This is a genomic window from Shewanella khirikhana, from assembly GCF_003957745.1.
Lineage (GTDB): Bacteria > Pseudomonadota > Gammaproteobacteria > Enterobacterales > Shewanellaceae > Shewanella > Shewanella khirikhana.
The window spans coordinates 2,017,392-2,035,917 of the sequence record NZ_CP020373.1 but is presented as its reverse complement, the minus strand read 5'-3'; the positions used below and the strand labels follow the sequence as shown (position 1 = coordinate 2,035,917).

The 18,526-nt window shown below is 50.5% G+C and carries 17 protein-coding genes; 13 read left to right on the top strand and 4 right to left on the bottom strand.

What is annotated here, in order from left to right; translation table 11 throughout:
* Positions 1-219: 219 nt before the first annotated feature.
* Positions 220-426 carry a cold shock domain-containing protein CspD gene (gene cspD, locus STH12_RS08865; protein ID WP_011760171.1) on the bottom strand — a complete coding sequence of 69 codons (207 nt, stop codon included), beginning with the start codon at positions 424-426 and terminating at the stop codon, positions 220-222.
* Positions 427-630: 204 nt separating this feature from the next.
* On the opposite strand from cspD, the gene clpS reads away from it, so the two are divergent.
* Positions 631-939 carry an ATP-dependent Clp protease adapter ClpS gene (clpS, locus tag STH12_RS08860; RefSeq protein WP_126167212.1) on the top strand — a complete coding sequence of 103 codons (309 nt, stop codon included), beginning with the start codon at positions 631-633 and terminating at the stop codon, positions 937-939.
* 53 nt (positions 940-992) lie between these two features.
* A complete protein-coding gene (gene clpA, locus STH12_RS08855) occupies positions 993-3,254 on the top strand; it encodes an ATP-dependent Clp protease ATP-binding subunit ClpA (protein WP_126167211.1) in 2,262 nt (753 codons plus the stop codon).
* A 228-nt stretch (positions 3,255-3,482) separates the two neighbouring features.
* Here the strand turns inward: clpA and infA are convergent, their stop codons facing one another.
* The 3 genes from infA to aat all read right to left on the bottom strand — a co-directional run bounded on the left by infA (position 3,483) and on the right by aat (position 5,225).
* The gene (gene infA, locus STH12_RS08850; RefSeq protein WP_006081934.1) at positions 3,483-3,701 is read right to left on the bottom strand and encodes a translation initiation factor IF-1; all 219 of its coding nucleotides are present in this window, start codon (positions 3,699-3,701) and stop codon (positions 3,483-3,485) included.
* 110 nt (positions 3,702-3,811) lie between these two features.
* Positions 3,812-4,525 carry an arginyltransferase gene (locus tag STH12_RS08845; protein ID WP_126167210.1) on the bottom strand — a complete coding sequence of 238 codons (714 nt, stop codon included), beginning with the start codon at positions 4,523-4,525 and terminating at the stop codon, positions 3,812-3,814.
* Positions 4,515-5,225, bottom strand: a complete 711-nt coding sequence (gene aat / locus STH12_RS08840) for a leucyl/phenylalanyl-tRNA--protein transferase (RefSeq protein WP_126167209.1) — start codon at positions 5,223-5,225, stop codon at positions 4,515-4,517. The genes STH12_RS08845 and aat overlap by 11 nt, the downstream gene beginning before the upstream one ends.
* A 51-nt stretch (positions 5,226-5,276) precedes the next feature.
* Between aat and STH12_RS08835 the strand changes: the two genes are divergently transcribed.
* The 11 genes from STH12_RS08835 (at position 5,277) to tssH (ending at position 18,484) form a co-directional block, all read left to right on the top strand.
* Positions 5,277-5,744 carry an outer membrane lipoprotein gene (locus tag STH12_RS08835; protein WP_126167208.1) on the top strand — a complete coding sequence of 156 codons (468 nt, stop codon included), beginning with the start codon at positions 5,277-5,279 and terminating at the stop codon, positions 5,742-5,744.
* Positions 5,745-6,661: 917 nt separating this feature from the next.
* Complete coding sequence (gene tssB, locus STH12_RS08830; protein WP_126167207.1) at positions 6,662-7,156, top strand: type VI secretion system contractile sheath small subunit; 495 nt, start codon at positions 6,662-6,664, stop codon at positions 7,154-7,156.
* A 65-nt stretch (positions 7,157-7,221) separates the two neighbouring features.
* Positions 7,222-8,697 carry a type VI secretion system contractile sheath large subunit gene (gene tssC / locus STH12_RS08825; RefSeq protein ID WP_126167206.1) on the top strand — a complete coding sequence of 492 codons (1,476 nt, stop codon included), beginning with the start codon at positions 7,222-7,224 and terminating at the stop codon, positions 8,695-8,697.
* Between the two features lie 6 nt (positions 8,698-8,703).
* Positions 8,704-9,132, top strand: a complete 429-nt coding sequence (gene tssE / locus STH12_RS08820) for a type VI secretion system baseplate subunit TssE (protein WP_126167205.1) — start codon at positions 8,704-8,706, stop codon at positions 9,130-9,132.
* 3 nt (positions 9,133-9,135) lie between these two features.
* Positions 9,136-10,902: a type VI secretion system baseplate subunit TssF gene (tssF, locus tag STH12_RS08815; RefSeq protein WP_126167204.1), complete on the top strand. Its 1,767-nt coding sequence runs from the start codon at positions 9,136-9,138 to the stop codon at positions 10,900-10,902.
* A complete protein-coding gene (tssG, locus tag STH12_RS08810; protein ID WP_218567781.1) occupies positions 10,866-11,867 on the top strand; it encodes a type VI secretion system baseplate subunit TssG in 1,002 nt (333 codons plus the stop codon). The genes tssF and tssG overlap by 37 nt, the downstream gene beginning before the upstream one ends.
* Before the next feature lie 10 nt (positions 11,868-11,877).
* Positions 11,878-13,221 (top strand): type VI secretion system-associated FHA domain protein TagH, encoded by a 1,344-nt coding sequence (gene tagH, locus STH12_RS08805; RefSeq protein ID WP_126167203.1) that lies wholly within the window; start codon positions 11,878-11,880, stop codon positions 13,219-13,221.
* Positions 13,221-13,754, top strand: coding sequence for a type VI secretion system lipoprotein TssJ (tssJ, locus tag STH12_RS08800; RefSeq protein WP_174234579.1), 534 nt, complete (start codon positions 13,221-13,223; stop codon positions 13,752-13,754). Before tagH ends, tssJ begins: the two co-directional genes overlap by 1 nt.
* 2 nt (positions 13,755-13,756) lie before the next feature.
* Positions 13,757-15,088: a type VI secretion system baseplate subunit TssK gene (gene tssK / locus STH12_RS08795; protein WP_126167201.1), complete on the top strand. Its 1,332-nt coding sequence runs from the start codon at positions 13,757-13,759 to the stop codon at positions 15,086-15,088.
* A gap of 3 nt (positions 15,089-15,091) precedes the next feature.
* The gene (gene icmH, locus STH12_RS08790) at positions 15,092-15,883 is read left to right on the top strand and encodes a type IVB secretion system protein IcmH/DotU (RefSeq protein WP_164551173.1); all 792 of its coding nucleotides are present in this window, start codon (positions 15,092-15,094) and stop codon (positions 15,881-15,883) included.
* Between the two features lie 9 nt (positions 15,884-15,892).
* Complete coding sequence (gene tssH / locus STH12_RS08785; RefSeq protein ID WP_126167200.1) at positions 15,893-18,484, top strand: type VI secretion system ATPase TssH; 2,592 nt, start codon at positions 15,893-15,895, stop codon at positions 18,482-18,484.
* Positions 18,485-18,526: the final 42 nt, after the last annotated feature.

The following is an 18,526-nucleotide window of genomic DNA, read 5'->3' as shown; positions in this document are numbered from 1 at the left end:
AGCTTCGGCTCTCTTTTTTTATGGGCTGATTGTATGACTGGTGCTATGGGCTGACTTTTGGAGAAAGCTGCGGGCAACCCCAGAGTAATGCGATAAGCGGAATGAATCAAGGCGGGGAGTAAAGAGTGCCAGTGGCCCGCAATCTGGCGGTGAGTCACAAAAAGCCAAACAAAAAGGCAGGGACGTGTCCCTGCCTTTTTAACCTGGCCACCCGATAAGTTATCGAGCAGGCGTTATAGCTGAAGCGTGCATCCCCTTTGGACCTTGCTCAACTTCGAACTGGACTGGTTGGCCTGCTTTTAGAGTTCGATAGCCTTCCATTTCGATAGTTGAATAGTGGGCAAATACATCCTCACCACCTTCATCAGGGCAGATAAACCCGAATCCTTTGGCGTTGTTGAACCATTTAACAGTTCCGCTTGCCATACTTCCACTTCCTTCTGTTGTCTACTTCCCAGTAAGATAGTAAAACCAAATAAACGGGTTCCTAACTCCGTTCGTTGAACAGAATGAAAGCAGTAAAAGCGGATGTCAAGCTAAAATTAACAAAGAGGCAACATCTGCTTAATCTGGTGGTATCAATTGGTCAGGCCAGTTGGTGCCCCGTATTTGAGAGGCTAATATTGCTATATGGCAAAAGCAGGAAATGTTGAACGTGTCGTCGAGCGGGCCGACACCGAACTGATGCCACCATCCATGTATAAGGTAATCCTGAATAATGACGATTACACACCCATGGATTTTGTGGTAGAAGTACTTCAGCTGTTCTTTAAGATGAATGAGTATCAGGCAACAGAGATAATGTTGCAGATCCATCATCAAGGGAAAGCGGTATGCGGTGTGTTTCCGTTCGGCATTGCCGAAACCAAGGTGGCGCAGGTGAATCAGTTTGCCAGGCAAAACCAACATCCGTTACTGTGTTCTCTGGAGAAAGCCTAAAGCCTTTTGTCAGTTCGTTGTATGCGCTTTAGCAGCAGTTTTAGGGGGTGTTTATGCTGAACAAAGATCTTGAAGTGACGTTGAATCTGGCGTTTCAGCAGGCAAGGGATGCCCGCCACGAATATATGACCGTGGAGCATTTGCTGCTCGCGCTCATTGATAACCCGTCGGCTCAGGATGCCCTGGTCGCCTGTGGTGCAGATATTGACAGACTCAGGGAAGATGTCGCGACTTTTATTTCCCAAACCACGCCGGTGATCACCGACCCCAATGACGACCGTGAAACTCAGCCAACGCTTGGGTTTCAGCGGGTGTTGCAACGGGCGGTGTTCCATGTGCAGTCCTCCGGTCGTAACGAAGTGACCGGCGCCAATGTGTTGGTGGCCATTTTCAGTGAGCAGGAATCTCAGGCCGTGTACTTGCTGCGTCGAAGCGATATTACCCGCCTCGATGTGGTGAACTATATTTCCCACGGATTTTCCAAGAGTGAAGATGCGCCTCAGGAAACTGAGCAGGAGCGCATTGAAGATCAATCCGAGCAGGCCGAAGAGCAGCGCAGCATGCTGTCGCAGTTTGCCTCTAACCTCAATTTGATGGCCGCCCAGGGGATTATTGACCCACTTATCGGCCGCGATAATGAGATTGAACGCTCAATCCAAATCCTCTGCCGTCGCCGTAAAAACAACCCACTGCTGGTGGGTGAGGCCGGTGTGGGCAAAACCGCCATTGCTGAAGGTCTGGCATACCGGATTGTGAATGACGAAGTGCCTGACGTAATGCGCGATGCCACTGTGTATTCACTGGATTTGGGCGCGCTGCTGGCGGGCACCAAGTACCGCGGCGATTTCGAGAAGCGCTTTAAGAGCCTGCTAAAGGAACTTACCGCTGACAAGCACGCTATTCTCTTTATCGACGAAATTCATACCATCATAGGTGCCGGCGCCGCCTCCGGTGGAGTGATGGATGCTTCCAACCTGCTTAAACCGCTGCTTTCAAGCGGAACGCTACGTTGTATGGGCTCTACCACCTTCCAGGAATACCAGAGCATTTTTGAGAAGGACAGGGCACTTGCCCGCCGTTTCCAGAAGGTGGATATCAACGAGCCATCGGTGGCCGAAACCACCAAGATTTTGATGGGCCTTAAGAGCAAGTACGAAGAGTATCACGGGGTGCGATACACCCAGGCTGCGCTCGCCAGTGCTGCAGAGCTTAGCGCCAAGCACATTAATGACCGACATCTGCCCGACAAGGCCATTGATGTTATTGATGAGGCCGGTGCCCGCATGGCGATGTTGCCTGCCAGTAAGCGCCGCAAAACCATAGGTCAGCCCGATATCGAGGCCATCATTGCCAAGATTGCCCGTATTCCTGAGAAGTCGGTGTCTACCTCAGACAAAGAAATGCTCAAGAACCTTGAGCGCAACCTTAAAATGGTGGTATTCGGTCAGGACAAGGCCATTGAAGGCCTGAGCGCTGCTATTCGCCTCTCTCGCAGTGGCCTTGGCGCAGAGAACAAGCCCGTGGGCAGCTTCCTGTTTGCCGGACCAACCGGTGTGGGTAAAACCGAGGTGACCAACCAACTTGCCAAGTGCCTGGGGCTGAAACTCATCCGTTTCGATATGTCCGAGTACATGGAGGCGCATACTGTGTCGCGCTTGATTGGTGCGCCGCCAGGCTATGTTGGTTACGATCAGGGTGGTTTGCTCACCGACGCGGTTATCAAGCATCCCCACAGTGTGGTGCTGCTCGATGAAATCGAAAAGGCACACCCGGACGTGTACAACCTGCTGCTGCAGGTAATGGACCACGGTACCTTGACCGATAACAATGGTCGTAAGGCAGATTTCCGCCACGTCACCCTGGTGATGACTACCAACGCAGGGGTACAGGAAACGGTACGTAAATCCATTGGCTTTAAGCAGCAGGATCACAGTCACGATGCCATGTCGGAAATTAATCGGGTGTTCTCACCTGAATTCCGTAACCGGCTCGATTCCATCATCTGGTTCAACCATCTGGATCTGACCATCATTGCCAAGGTGGTGGACAAGTTCCTCACCGAGTTGCAGGCCCAGCTTGATGCCAAGCGGGTAACCTTGGTGGTGAGTGATGAAGCCAGAACCTTGCTGGCCGAGAAGGGCTATGACAAGGCCATGGGCGCACGGCCAATGGCGCGAGTGGTCAAAGATCTGATTAAACGGCCGCTGGCCGATGAAATCCTCTTTGGCGAACTGGAGCAGGGCGGCTTTGCCCATGTGGATGCGCAGGATGGCGAGATAGTGATAAGTGCAGAGAAGCTGGAAAAGGTGACCTGATCTCAGTCATGACCTGATCTCAGTCAAGTGTTCCAGCCACGAGTGCTTTGACCTAAGCGACAAGTGCTAAGGCCTAAGCCCCATCAGTGAATGGGGCTTTTATTTGGCGCATTAAGTAGCTTTAACCACAGCTTGTATGTGCATCAACATCACTTGCGCAGCAGCCTGGTTTGATAGACCAAACAAAAAACCCGGCATTGCCGGGTTTTTCTCATTTGAAAGCTTATGTCAACGGGCGCGGAAGACGATACGACCCTTGGTCAGATCATAAGGGGTCAACTGAACGGTAACCTTGTCGCCGGTCAGGATACGGATGTAGTTTTTGCGCATTTTGCCGGAGATGTGGGCGATAACCACGTGACCATTCTCGAGCTCTACGCGAAACATTGTGTTAGGCAGAGTTTCCAGGATGGTGCCCTGCATCTCAATGTTGTCTTCTTTCGCCATTAAATAAGTGTCCCATTAGCCTTCAAATATGAAAAACGGGCGTATCATGCCGCAAATTGCCCTGAGTGTAAAGGGGAACACCGGGATCTGGGTGATGGAATTTCGGTCTTTCAGGCTGGAACCTCATCATCAAACTCCCAACCGTCGGCGGTGAGGATTTGATAGGGCCGGTAGAGTCGCTTGTAACGCATTTTCCGATTTTCATCAATTTGATAGCCAAGATAAACAAATGACTTGCCGAGGGATTTCGCTTGCGTCAATTGAGTAAGGATCAGCTGGCTGCCAAGGGAGCGGTCGTCAAAATCCGGGTCGAAAAAGCTGTAGATTGCCGACAGGCTGGTGGGCAGCACATCGGTGACAGCCACGGCAATAAGGCGGCCATCAAGTCTGAGTTCCAGAAAAGCCGGCGGTGCCCAATCGCACAACACGAAGTGATCGTATTGGCCGCGACTCGGTGGATACATGGGTCCATCAAAATGGCGTAAATTGATGTATTTTTCATACAGCTGATAGTGTTCCTGGCTGCTTTGCTCAGCCCAGTGCACTGTTAAATCGCGATTCTTCGCCAGAGTCCGCTTCTGCCGCTTGGAGGGCACAAAAGTATTGACCGGGACCCTGAGCGCCATACAGGCATTGCAACTTGGGCAGCGTGGCTTATAAATGGCATCGCCGCTTCGACGAAAACCCAGTTGCAGGAGTCGTTCAAACAATAAGCTGTCTAAAAAATGTTCCTGAATAATCAGCAGTTGTTCCTGCTGATCGTCAAGATAGCTGCAAGGAAACAGTTGGCTTATGCCAACACTTACATGGGTACTACTCTCCAATCAGCACCTCCCTCGTACACCAGCAGCCATCGGCAACCTTTTCGTCACGGTAGCGTTTAAGCAGGCTTAAAAAGGCGCTGCGACTCACCTCTTTGGCTCCGAGGCTGGCCAGATGCGGGTTCATCACCTGGGCATCGAGCAGTTTAAAGCCATTGCGCTGCAAATGCCGGTGCAGTGCCAACATAGCGATTTTGGAGGCGTCTGTTTCACGGTGGAACATGGACTCACCGCAAAAAACCTGACCAATCGCCAAGCCGTAAAGACCGCCCACCAAACGCTCACCAAGCCAGACCTCCAGCGAGTGCGCATGACCCTGACTGTGCATCTCCAGATAAGCCAATTGGATTTCCTGGGTGATCCAGGTGTCTTTTTGTTTACTGCGGGGCTGGGCACAGCCGGCCATCACATCGGCAAAGGCCTGGTTCAGCGTGATGCGCCAGGGCTGCCTGCGCAGGCTCTTTTTCAGGCTGCGACTGACATTCAGCTCGCCGGGGACAAAGATGGCGCGGGGATCCGGTGACCACCATAAAATCGGGTCTTCCGCGTTAAACCAAGGGAAAATGCCATCGTAATACGCCGCCAACAGACGCTTGGGGTGCAATGAACCGCCAATGGCAAGCAGACCATTGGGATCGCTTAACGCGAGTTCCGGTGAGGGAAACCGCATGTGCTCATCATCAATAAAAGACAGGCCGTTCACAAAGGCGTACTATCAAGAAGTCCATCTTTATAAAGTAGCGGAAATTGGAATATGTGGAAACCTGCCCTCTGTTGCCTGATGCTGTTGACTGCGTGTTTTTCAGCCAATCTGAGCGCTGCCTATGAGCGCAATCAGGCGATGCCGGTCGAAAAAGTACTTTATGGTGAACTTGTCTCAGTTCGGCGAGTGACACAACAAGAGTTGGTAGAAGACAGACACAGTGGCTGGCGCACCTTCGGCGGTGCCTTGCTGGGCGGCGTAATAGGCCATCAATTCGGTGGTGGCAGTGGCCAGGATGTGGCGACTGTGCTGGGTGCCCTCGTGGGCGGCGCCCTGGCTAATCGCGCTGGTGGTGATTATTACCGCCAACTGCATTTGATTGAGTTGATGATAAGGCAGGAAGACGATACCCAAATCATGATTTTGCAGGATGAAGACTCCGGCATGCCGCTGCAGGCAGGTGACGAAGTCAGAGTTGTGTATCTTCAGGGCATGGTCAGAGTGGATAAGGCGATGTGAAGTTAAGGTTTGCACATTGTTAATACACAAAAGCCCGGCAACGCCGGGCTTTTTGCTGCGCGTTTGGCCGCAGTTTGGCCGCGCTTCTGTCTGCGCCGTTACTTTACGCCGCGGGGCAGGGTATTGCCTTTGGCCAGCAATGGCGTGAGCTATAAGACCGGGCGTGAATTTAGTTCATCTCTTGGTGAGCAGCATGTGGCGTTGGCACTTAGTCAAGAATCCTGATGTTTCTGAGTCAATTGGTATAGGTTGCTTATGGCAGGGGCAGCCGCTTGTGTTATCTCGCGAGTGGCAGTCTGTATTGGGATAATACCCAGCGAATAGTTAGTGTCGTTCATTATGATCCCAATAAATATGGAGGCTATTGAAATAACATGGTTAATTACTCAAATTTAAGTTTTAGTTAATGTCTTTTAGTTTTCTGTCGGGCGATACGTTTCATCGATTTATGTTCTTAAAACCCACCCTCTATGTTTTATAATTGTTTAAATAATGTTTCTTGTGGATTTTTTAAAATAGTAATGTTGGGTGTGTTATTTCTGAAGTTATGCCTTTATGGGTGTAATACCTAGTGATGTGCTTATTTTTATTTAAATACCTTTATATTAATCAAAGGCGATCTTTGTCATGATGAATATTCAGCGGCTTATTCCGTATGGTTATACTGATAACACATATAGTTCGTGAGATTCCTTTGTGTGGGTGTTGGCTAAATTGTTGATATATAAATAAATGATCTGATTTTAATTTATTTTTTATAGCAATCGATTATTTAAATTCATTATCATAAATATCGAACTTTAGAATTATTTTAGATGTGAAAACTAAATCGTCTTGACCCATGCTTTTTAATTGTTATTTAATTCGCGTTGAAAGGAATGGCATCTTAAAGTTGTAAAATGGAGGTTACCAATACCATGTCAAAAAATGGTTCTGTTGCGCCTAAAGAGCGCATCAACATCAAGTATGTTCCCGCCACTGGCGATCAACAGCAAGAACTCGAACTGCCCCTTAAATTATTAGTGTTGGGTGACTATAAAGGCCATCCCGATGAGGCGGTGCTGGAAGATAGAAAGGCAATTCAGGTAGATAAATCGAACTTTGAATCTGTCATGAAAGAAGCACAACTTTCTATCTCAGCCAATGTCGACAATAAGCTTAGTGAAGATGCCGCTGACGGTGCTGAGCTTTCGATTGATCTCAAGTTTGAATCAATGCGTGACTTCACTCCGGACGCTGTTGCTGCTCAGGTACCTGAATTGCAAAAGTTAATTGAGCTGCGTGAAGCCCTGGTCGCTCTCAAAGGGCCATTGGGTAACATCCCTGCATTTCGTGCAAAGCTTCAGGATCTGATTGCGTCAGAAGAATCCCGTGAGGCGCTCTTAAGTGAGCTGCAATCACTGGAAAACTGAGACCGATTTCGCCCTTTGTAGTCGGCATGGGTCGACAGATTACTGTTTCACCAAGGAAATTTTTCATGGATGTTCAATCTCAATCAGAAGCATTGGCACCGTCTGCCAATGTGAACCTGCTCGATCAAATCATGGAGCAGTCCAAGATCACACCTGTAGACGAAGGTTATGACATAGCCCGTAAGGGCGTTGCCGCGTTTGTCGCAAACCTGCTGCGTACTGACAACAGCGAAGAGCCTGTCAATAAAGCCTTGGTTGACAAGATGCTCGTCGAACTTGACCGTAAAATCAGCAGCCAAATGGATGCGATTTTACACAACGAAAAATTCCAGCAGATGGAGTCCGCCTGGCGCAGTCTGAAGTTGCTGATTGACCGCACAGATTTTCGTGAAAATATCAAAATTGAAATGCTGCACGTCACAAAAGACGAGCTGTTGGATGATTTTGAGTTTTCGCCTGAAACGGCTCAGTCCGGTCTTTACAAGCACGTATACTCCGCTGGCTATGGCCAGTTTGGCGGTGAGCCGGTTGCAGCAATCGTAGGTAACTATGCCTTTTCCCCATCAAGCCAGGATATGAAGCTGCTTCAGTATGTTGGTTCTGTGGGAGCAATGGCTCACGCGCCGTTCCTGTCGTCCGTTTCCCACGAGTTTTTTGGTGTCGAGTCCTTTGAGGAATTACCTAATATCAAGGATTTAAAGGCTGCATTTGAGAGCCCTAAGTACACCAAGTGGCGCGGGCTGCGTGAGTCAGAAGATGCGCGTTACATTGGTTTGACTGCGCCTCGGTTCCTGCTGCGAGTGCCTTACGATCCGGTCGATAATCCCGTCCGTAGTTTCAATTACCGTGAAGATGTATCGGCCAGTCACGAGCATTATCTTTGGGGTAACACAGCTTTCGCTCTTGCTACCCGTCTCACTGAGAGCTTTGCCCGTTACCGCTGGTGCCCAAATATTATTGGGCCGCAAAGTGGTGGTTCCGTTGATGACTTGCCGGTACATGTTTTTGAATCAATGGGCGCGTTGGAAAGCAAAATCCCTACAGAAGTTCTGATCACAGATCGTAAAGAGTTCGAACTTGCTGATGAAGGCTTTATCTCACTGACAATGCGTAAGGGAAGCGACAATGCGGCGTTTTTCTCTGCAAATTCAATTCAGAAGCCCAAGGTGTTCCCTAACACTAAAGAAGGTAAGGAAGCGGAGACCAACTACAAGTTGGGTACTCAAATCCCTTACATGATGATCATCAACCGCCTTGCTCACTACATCAAAGTGCTGCAGCGCGAACAGATTGGTGCATGGAAAGAACGTCAGGATTTGGAACGTGAACTGAACAACTGGATTAGGCAGTACGTAGCCGATCAGGAGAACCCTCCGGCAGATGTTCGTAGCCGCCGTCCACTTCGTGCTGCACGTATTGAAGTGAAGGATGTGCAGGGCGATCCGGGTTGGTATCAGGTTTCCATGGCAGTTCGTCCCCACTTTAAGTACATGGGAGCCAATTTTGAGCTCTCCCTGGTAGGTCGTTTGGATCAGGAGTAACCCTCCTTGGCCTTTGACGAGTCCAATACATTCAGCGTCGGTTTCTTTGAACGTTTGGGAACCGACTTACGTTCCCCCCGAGAGCGAGTATTGGATGTAGGAGACACCTTGGAGTCGATAAAGCGCAATATCTCCAGGGTGCTCAATACCAGAGTGGGGGAGAGTCAGAGTTGCCCCGAAATGGGGCTGTTCGATTTCAATGATGCCAGTGCCGGCAGTATGGATCTCTGTTGCAGGATGCAGCAATGGATCTACCAGTGTATTTGTCGGTACGAGCCCAGGCTATCGGAACTGCAAGTCACAGTTCTCTATGATGATTCCACCCCGGTTTTGCTCAAGTTTATGTTGCAGGGAAGGGTGAGGGTGTCAAATCGGGAAGACTTGCTGAAAATCGATTTGCTGTTGGATGCCAATCGCAGATATAGAGTGGTTTAGCAATTGTCGCAGGATAAATACTTCAGGGATGAGCTCGCATTTCTACGGGAGCAGGGGAAGGAATTTTCTCAGCTTCATCCAGAACTGGCTCGTTATCTTCATGGAAATCATACCGATCCGGATATCGAGCGGTTGTTGGAGGGGTTTGCCTTTCTGACCGGTCGACTGAGGGAGAAAATCGACGATGACTTCCCTGAATTTACCCATTCGATGATCAATATGCTCTGGCCCAATTATCTGCGGCCAGTGCCAAGCTACACCATAGTACGCTTCACTCCGCTTGGCAGCGGCATCACTCAACGGCAAACCATTGCTGGCGCAACACTACTTGACAGTCATCCTGTGGATGGTCAGGTTTGCCATTTTCGCACCTGTCGGCCACTGGATGTTTACCCAATAAACCTGGTTGACATCCATGCCGTCCATTCCAGAGAAGCATCCAGTATCACGCTGGAATTCAAGGTCGAATCCGGACAGTCGTTACAACAAATTTTGCTCGACAGCATGGAGTTTTATCTGGGGGGACAGACGTACAGTGCGCAGATGTTGTATTTGTGGCTGAACCATTACCTTGACTCCATCGAGTTTCGCTGCGGTGAGCACAGTGTTTCTGTACCTAGGTCATTTTGCCGTGCCATGGGATTTGAACCCAGCGACAGCGTATTGCCTTACCCCAAAAACGTATATGACGGTTATCGGGTTATTCAGGAATACCTGACGTTTCCCGATGCTTTTCGCTTTTTCAGGGTGAGCTCACTTTCCAAGATAGTGCCGGAGTTTTTCGAAGGGGATTTTTCCCTGCGATTCCATTTTACCAAGACCTTGCCCGCCGATGTACGCATCAATGACGATACATTTCAGCTTTATTGTGTACCGGCGATCAACTTATTCGACCACGATGCTGATCCCATTGATTTAACTGGTCGGAAAGTGGAATACCCCGTTATGCCGTCCAGTCGGCACCCAGCGCATTTTGAAATCTTCAGTATCGATAGGGTGGAAGGTTGGCTTGAGCAAGGTGATGGCAGACATCGGGGACAAACACGCCTTTATCATTCTTTTGAGAGTTTCCAGCATGAAGTTGAGCGTAGCAGACATAGGACCGCGCTCTACTATCGGACCCGGGTGAAAACCAGTTTGCGTCATGAAGGTCTGGATCATTTCTTGTCGTTCGTCCGTGCAGATGAAACGGCCTGTGTCGGGGTAAATGAATGTATTTCGCTTAAGTTGACCTGTTCCAATCGGCAGCTGCCAATGCGTTTGGGTAAGGGCGATATCTGTGTGGCGACCGACAATTCCCCAAGCTTTACCAGTTTTGAAAACATTACTGAACCCAGTGCACCGGTAAGGCCTGTGCTGGATGGCAGCTTATTGTGGACGCTTATCTCCAACCTGTCTTTGAACTACCTGTCTCTGCTTTCCCGGGATGCCATTTGCAGCATTATCCGAAGTTACGATTTCAGAGCCTTGGTAGACAGACAGGCTGAACGCGTCACCCGAATGCGAATGGACGGCATTGTGGCTATTGAGTCCAGACCATCAGAGCGGATCATCCGCGGGCTGCCAGTCAGGGGGCTTAAAACCATCCTCAGGCTGGATCAACAGTGTTTTGCTTCTGAAGGTGACTTGTATTTGTTCGGCGCTGTATTGAATCGCTTCTTCGCGCTTTACGCCAGTATCAACTCGTTTCATGAGTTGCAGGTCATCAATGTGCACAACAAGGAAAGTTATACATGGGATCTCGAACTGGGACAGCAGCCATTGATATGACCGATATATCCAGGGTGGCTTTTCCAGAGCGGTACAGACAATACAACTTTTTCCAGTTGGTTGAACTGTTGCATCGGCTACATGGCCACGATCCAGAGAATGAAGATTGGGAGCGGGATGCCAAGCTCAGCTTTCGTGCCAACCCAAGTCTTGGCTTTGCTGCGGCAGATATTTCTTCGTTAACCCATGAGAATGGTCGTTTGCAGCTGGAAACCTGCTTTATGGGCCTCGGTGGTGCCCAGTCTCCTTTGCCCAACTACATGTTGGATATGTTGATTGAGGATGAGGAGGGAACACGTGCACGCTTTCTGGATTTCTTCAGCAATAGGCTGACCTCTCTGTTGTATCGAAGCTGGCGTAAGTACAGGTATTACGTTCAGTTCCAACATGATGCCAAAGATTCATTTTCCAGCCAGGTGTTTGCACTGGTGGGCTTGTCCAGTGATGCACTGCGTCAGGACGACAGCATCAACTGGAGCAAGATGTTGGCTTATGCCGGCATGTTGGCCGGACGTAGCCGCTCACCTCAGGTGTTAAGTGGCATCGTGGCACATTGCTTTGATTTAACCGACGTCAGTGTCCGTGAATGGCAGTTTCGCTGGGTGCCGATCCCCGATGATCAACGCAGTACCTTGGGACGAGCCAACGTCCAGCTTGGTAGAACCAGCCTCCTTGGGCAGAAGACGCCGGATGTGAGTGGGAAATTTGTCCTATGTATTAATGAGTTAACCCAGGAACGTTTCAGAGATTTATTACCATCCGGACGAGAGTTTACGTCTCTGTGCCGACTGATAGAGATGGTGCTGCGCGAACAAATGGCATTTGACCTCGAATTAACTCTCAGGGACGACGAAGACCCGATGCTCACGCTTGATGGTAACACCGCCAGTCAGCTGGGTTGGTCATCTTTTCTGGGACAGCCCAACAGCGGCCAGAAGCGGGTCTTGATCCAAATTAGAGAATAGGAGTGGAACGGTGGAGCAAATCATTGCACTGAATGTAGTGAACTCTCAGGCACTGGAGTCAGGGTTGTTACCGCAAATCCAAATGGATGCCGAAGGCGGCAGCATTGGGGCCGCCAGTAGCAATCGCTGGGTTCTGAGAGACAGAGCCGGCGATATTCCGGGCATTTTTTGTCGTATCCAGATGATAGATGGTGCTTTTTGCGTCGAAGATCTCTGTGGCTCGCTTTGTGTCAATGGCGCCACTCAGACCTTGGGTATCGGCAAGAAGGCACGTCTGAACGACAACGACTCATTGGCCATTGGGCCTTATCTGGTGCGGGCTTCCATTTTGGATGCTCAGCATGGTGCAGACAACGCCAGACGGGAGCTGTCAGGTTGGCTTGGCGTCCCCGATGACGCTCTGCTGTGTGTGCCTGAAGAAAAGGGGGCTGAAGATGAGGCTACACTGACCGATCCTGCCATTGACGACCCCTTGCTTGCACTCGACGCAGAACTCGGCGTACTCGACGAGACAACGTTGCTTGGCGATACCCCTAGTCACTCAGTGGTGGAAAACCACGGTTTGGTGCCGGAAGCCCTGTTGGCGGTCGGTAAAATGCAGGGTGGCCAGGCAGATACCAATTTTGACCCACGCTCGGCAATCACTTTGTCGGGCCATAAGCATCAAGGAATGGAAGTACACATGGAACACAGTGATCAGGTAACTATGCCAAATGAATTGGACCAAATGTTTGCCGATTGGGAAGAACAGGGTGGGCAACATCTCGCCGCTGTTCCGATGATGAAGGGCTTGGGCGTATCACTTGGGAAAACCGGCAATGTTGACGAGCAGCAAGCACTGTCGATGGAAATGGGGGCCGCGCTGCAAGCCGCTATCAAAGGCTTGCTTTCACTGCATCTGGACGCAGGTAATGGGCGATATGATCTGATTAATAAGAATCTGCAACCGATTGAAGACAATCCATTACGGCTCGGGCTGGGGTATGAGGAAACCGTGCGTACCCTCTTTGATGATGAGTGTCGCAGTGAAGTGCATTTGTCTCCGGCTGCGGCCATCAGTGAAAGCCTGCAAACCCTTGCCAACCATAATCAAGCGGTAAATTTTGCTATCGGTGAAGCACTGGAAAATATCCTGGCGTCCTTTTCGCCTGACGTGCTTCAGCGCCGCTTTTCCCAATATCGCAAGGCCAGTGATATTGGCAGACAGCAACCGGAAAGTTGGTCTTGGACCATGTACCAGCATTATTACCGTGAATTGACCTCATCACGCCAACAGGGCTTCTCCAAACTTTTCTGGGAAGTATTTGAACAGGCTTACGACAAAAAAATCAGGGAACTGCAGAGGGCTGTGTGATGGAGAGTCTGGCCCGTTGGTCGGTCGCTGCACTGATGTTGTTTCTGCTGGGTGGTTGCAGTTCAGCCTGGAACGCTACCAAAAAAACCGCCCAGGTCATTTGGGATCCTTCGATTCCCGTTGGGGAAATGACCGACCGTGAAACGCTGCTTACATTCAGCATGTATGCGCAAACGACAGTGAATCCCAACGCGGAAGGCGAACCGACGCCGATTGAGATGGTGGTCTTTGAACTGGAGGACGACTCTAAGTTTCTGGCTGCGGATTTTGACTCTTTAATAGCCGATTTCGAAAAGGCCCTGGGTTCCAACTATGTGGACCACAGTGATTTCACCTTGCTGCCTGGGCAGTTCAAATTTGTAGACCCCATGAAGGTTGATGGTGATGTCAGATACATAGGTGTGATGGCCAAGTTTAGTCAGCCAGAACAATCGCAATGGAAAAAGGTTATCAAAATCAAACCTGTAGGTCATGAATATCACTTGCTGATGTTCTTCGATGACCACAGCATTATTTTGGACAAAGTGGAATAAGCATGTCAGCAAGAAACCGAGTGATCTGGAATGAAGGGCTTTTTATCCGTCCCCAGCATTTTCAGCAGCAACAGCGATACCAGGAGTACCTGCTTGACTCCCGGCTCGACGCCGTTGGCGGCTATTTCTATGGCGTCGAATGGTTGGAACTAAACCCAGAATATCTGAGTTTTGGGCGTATCGCGTTGCAAACCGCAAAGGGTGTTATGCCTGATGGTACGGCGTTTAATATTCCCCAGGAAGATGTGTTGCCCGATGCATTGGAGATCCCGGATAGCTCGTACGCAAACCAGATTGTCTACCTGGCGTTGCCATTACGTACCGACAGTATTAAAGAGGTGGCGCAATCGGAAAGCGATGCCGGACGTTATTTGCAAAGACGTTTCGATGTCAGGGATATTCACACTGAACAGGGCGATTTTTCCCCCATTGATGTCAGTCCCGTGCGTATGCGGCTGATGTTGGAGCGCGATGACCGCAGTGCGTTCAGCTACCTGGCCATTGCCCGCATTCTGGAGAAACGTCCAGATGGCAGCCTGGTGCTGGATCCTGCGTTTATTCCCTGTCATTTCAATGTGCGCGCCGTAACCTCGTTGTACCGATTCCTCGCAGAAATGGCAGGTTTGGTGCGCGAGCGGGCCAGAAACATTGCCCATCGGTTAGGGTCTCCAAGCCAGGGCGGCGTGGCAGATGTCGCCGATTTTATGTTGCTTCAAACCCTGAATCGGGTTCAGCCGCGGCTGAATCATTTGTCCTTGCTCAGAACGCTGCATCCAGAAGCACTCTATCGCGAGCTGATAGGGATCTGCGGTGAGCTGTTTACCTTTACCGATGACAGCCGAATGGCGCCCGAGTTTGCAGCATATGACCACGACATGCCGGTCAGGAGCTTTTTACGCCTGATGTCTATGATGCGCCAGGCACTCAGTACCGTACTGGAGCCAAAGGCCGTTTCACTGCAGCTACAGAAGCGAAACTATGGACTTATGGTTGCGCCCATCCAGGATCAGGAGCTGGTTAAGCAGGCCGACTTTATCCTGGCTGTGCGTGCCCGTATGCCGCTTGAAGAGCTTAAGCGGTTGTTCGTGCAGCAGACCAAAATTGCCTCGGTGGAAAAAATTCGTGAGCTGATTTCCTTGCAATTGCCAGGCGTCCCACTCATCCCGCTGCCGGTTGCGCCGCGCCAGTTGCCCTATCACGCCGGCTACAGCTACTTCCAACTTGAACGCAGCAGCAAGAGCTGGGAAATGCTGACTAACTCCAGTGGCTTTGCCTTCCATGTCGCAGGAGATATCCCGGATCTTGAACTGCAATTCTGGGCGATCAGGAGTTAATTCATGGAAAAGAAAATGCACGCGCAGCCAATGTCGGCAGAGCAATTGGATAGCTTATTGTTTGATGAGGTTCAGAAAGTTAACGCAGACAAGGAGTACTGGTTTCAACTGCGTGGTCATGGCATTAACCCCTTGATTGATGCGGCTACGCCCTTATTTGGCATGGTACTCAGGGTTCGACGCTTGACCCAGCTGGATGACGTACCGTCCCTGTATTACAGCACGGTTGATGACATTATGGCCATTGAGTCTGAGTTGACCAATCAGGGATACGAGCGGGCTGAAATTCTTGCCTATCGGTACGTCCTTTGCTCGTTCATCGACGAAGCCGTGATGATGACGCCATGGGGGACCGACAGTGTCTGGGCTGAGCACTCACTGCTGACTCGTTTTCACAACGAAACCTGGGGCGGGGAGAAAGTATTTGGGATTTTGCAGCGATTGGAGACCGAGCCTGCCCGTTACCAGCAGCTGCTTGAGTTTATTTACCTGTGCTTTTGTCTTGGGTTCGAGGGGCGCTACAAAGTCATCAGCAACGGCCGCGAAGAATTCGACAAGATTATCTCACGCCTATACGAAACCCTGAGGTTATTGAGGGAAGAAGAACCCAACCTGTTACCCAGTGCGACTGAGCACGTGGTTCAGGCCCGTTACCGTTTGGGACGTCAACTGCCTATCTGGAGTGTGTTTGCGGGCTTCGCGGTGATGTTGTCGGTGATCTTCATCTTTTACTCGGTGTCGCTTTCTCAGAAATCCAGCGATGTCCTCAATCAACTTCATCAGATCCTGAACTAAGGAAAGTACATGATCAGAATCGAATTGCCGACCTTGATTGGCAAACTTAACAGCCAGAGCAAAACGGCCCTCGAAGAGGCCGCCTCACTGTGTATCAGCAGACAAAATGCTGAAGTGACCTTTTTACATCTCCTGTGCTGCCTGCTGGATAATCCCCTGGGCGATGTGCGGTTGTTGTTAAAGTCATTTGAATTGGATGCAGACCAGATCCGCCAGCAGGCTCTGGAGTCCATGGCCAAAGACACCAGCCTGGATACCTATCCTGTATTTTCCCCGCTATTGATTGAGTTGATGCAGGATGCTTGGCTGCTCTCTTCCACAGAGTTGGGGCAGACTCAGCTGCGCTCAGGCGCACTGCTCGTCTGCAGTTTGATCCATGCTGAGCGGTATCTGCCCGCGGCATTGATTGACAGCTTCAGTGCGGTTAACCGTGAGTCTTTGCGGCGTAATTTCACCGTGCTGCTGCGCGATTCATCGGAATCACACAAAGTTGAACAAACCGCAGCGCAAACTTCACCTCAGCCTGCAACAGCCCTTGGCAAATACACCACTGACTTTACGGCTCTGGCGCGGCAGCAACAGCTGGATCCTGTTTTGTGCCGTGATGATGAAATCAGCCTGATGATAGACATCCTTTGTCGTCGCCGTAAGAACAATCCCATCGTGGTTGGCGATGCCGGGGTTGGGAAAAGTGCGGTTGTTGAGGGACTGGCGCAGAGAATTGCCCAGGGCATGGTGCCCGATAAACTAAAGGACGTAACCCTGCTGTCGCTGGATCTGGGGCTTCTTCAAGCTGGCGCATCGGTTAAAGGGGAGTTCGAAAAACGGCTAAAGAACATCATTGATGAAGTGAAGCAGTCGCCTGTGCCTGTGGTGCTGTTTATCGATGAGGCCCACACCTTGATTGGTGCAGGCAACCAGGAGGGTGGTGGCGACGCTGCCAACTTACTCAAACCTGCGTTGGCGAGAGGTGAGTTGATGACAGTCGCCGCCACCACCTGGAAAGAATATAAAAAGTATGTTGAGAAGGACCCGGCGCTCAGCCGCCGTTTCCAGTTGGTCAAACTGGATGAGCCCAGCGCAGCGCAAACGGTCAATATCCTGCGCGGCTTGCACAGTATTTACGAACAGCAGCATCAAGTATTTATTCAGGATGCCGCACTGAAAGCGGCGGCATTTCTTTCCGACCGATATCTCTCTGGACGTCAGTTGCCGGATAAAGCCATCGATGTTTTGGACACCGCTTGTGCCCGGGTTGCTATCAATATGAGCACGCCGCCAAGGCGATTAAGCCTGATTGAGAACTTGCGTCATCAATATCGAATGGAACTCGGGCTGATTGAGCGTCAGCAGGGTATTGGCTATGACATAGATGCAGAGCGCCAGCAGCAGCTGCAACAATTGCTCAGTGGTGTGGATGAGGAATATCAGGAGCTGTCCGCCAGCTGGGAATTACAGCGCAATCTCAGCCAACAAATCATCGAAATACGCCGCTCTTTGCTTGAAAACATCCATGACGACGGTGCCAATACCGAAGAGCTCAGAGCTGAACTTCGCAGGCTTGAGTCAGAACTCACTGAATTGTCAGGACCCGAACGACTGGTATTTCCCCAAGTGGACGAGGCTCAAATAGCCGCGGTAATAGGTGATTGGACCGGTGTGCCAGTGTCGCAAATGACCGGCAATGAATTGGATATCCTGACACATCTGCCCCAGCGGCTTGAGCAAAGTCTGAAAGGTCAATCGCCGGCGCTGGCACGATTGCATCGTCATCTGTTAACCGCAAGGGCCGACTTGCGTAGAGCGGGGCGTCCCAAAGGTGCTTTCTTGTTGGTGGGTCCCAGCGGCGTGGGAAAAACCGAGACAGTCGTGCAGATAGCCGAGCAGCTTTATGGTGGTAAGCAGTTTATGACCACCATCAATATGTCGGAATATCAGGAAAAACATACCGTTTCGCGCCTTATTGGCTCGCCGCCCGGCTATGTTGGCTATGGGGAAGGTGGTCTGTTGACAGAGGCCATACGTAAGAAGCCCTATTCAGTGGTGTTATTGGATGAGGTTGAAAAGGCGCATCCGGATGTACTGAACCTGTTCTATCAAGCTTTTGACAAAGGGGAGTTGGCCGATGGCGAGGGCAGGCTGATTGATTGCCAGAACGTACTGTTTTTCCTGACCTCGAACCTAGGTTTCCAAACCATAGTCGACCATGCACATCAGGTTGAATTACTTGAGGAGGCACTTTATCCAGAGCTTGCTGCCTTCTTTAAACCGGCGCTGCTGGCTCGCATGGAAATTGTACCTTACTTGCCGCTTGGTGAGGATGTGCTGAAGGACATCATAGTGTACAAGTTGGGTGCACTGAAAAACCGTCTGATCGACAAATACAAGGCTGATGTTTCCATTGCTGATGCCTTGGTTGAAGCTATTCAAAGTCGTGCCACCCGCAGTGAAAATGGTGCCCGTATGTTGGAAGCCATTATCGATGGACAGGTGCTGCCACCGGTCTCGCTGGCATTGCTGAACCGACTTGCCCTGAAAGAACCTGTATCGAAAATTTGCCTGGATTATCGCGATGGTGAGTTTGTAGGAGAGGTGTGTTAGTGGCGTCTGAACCTTGGTTAAATCGTGCTGCTGCATTGCTGG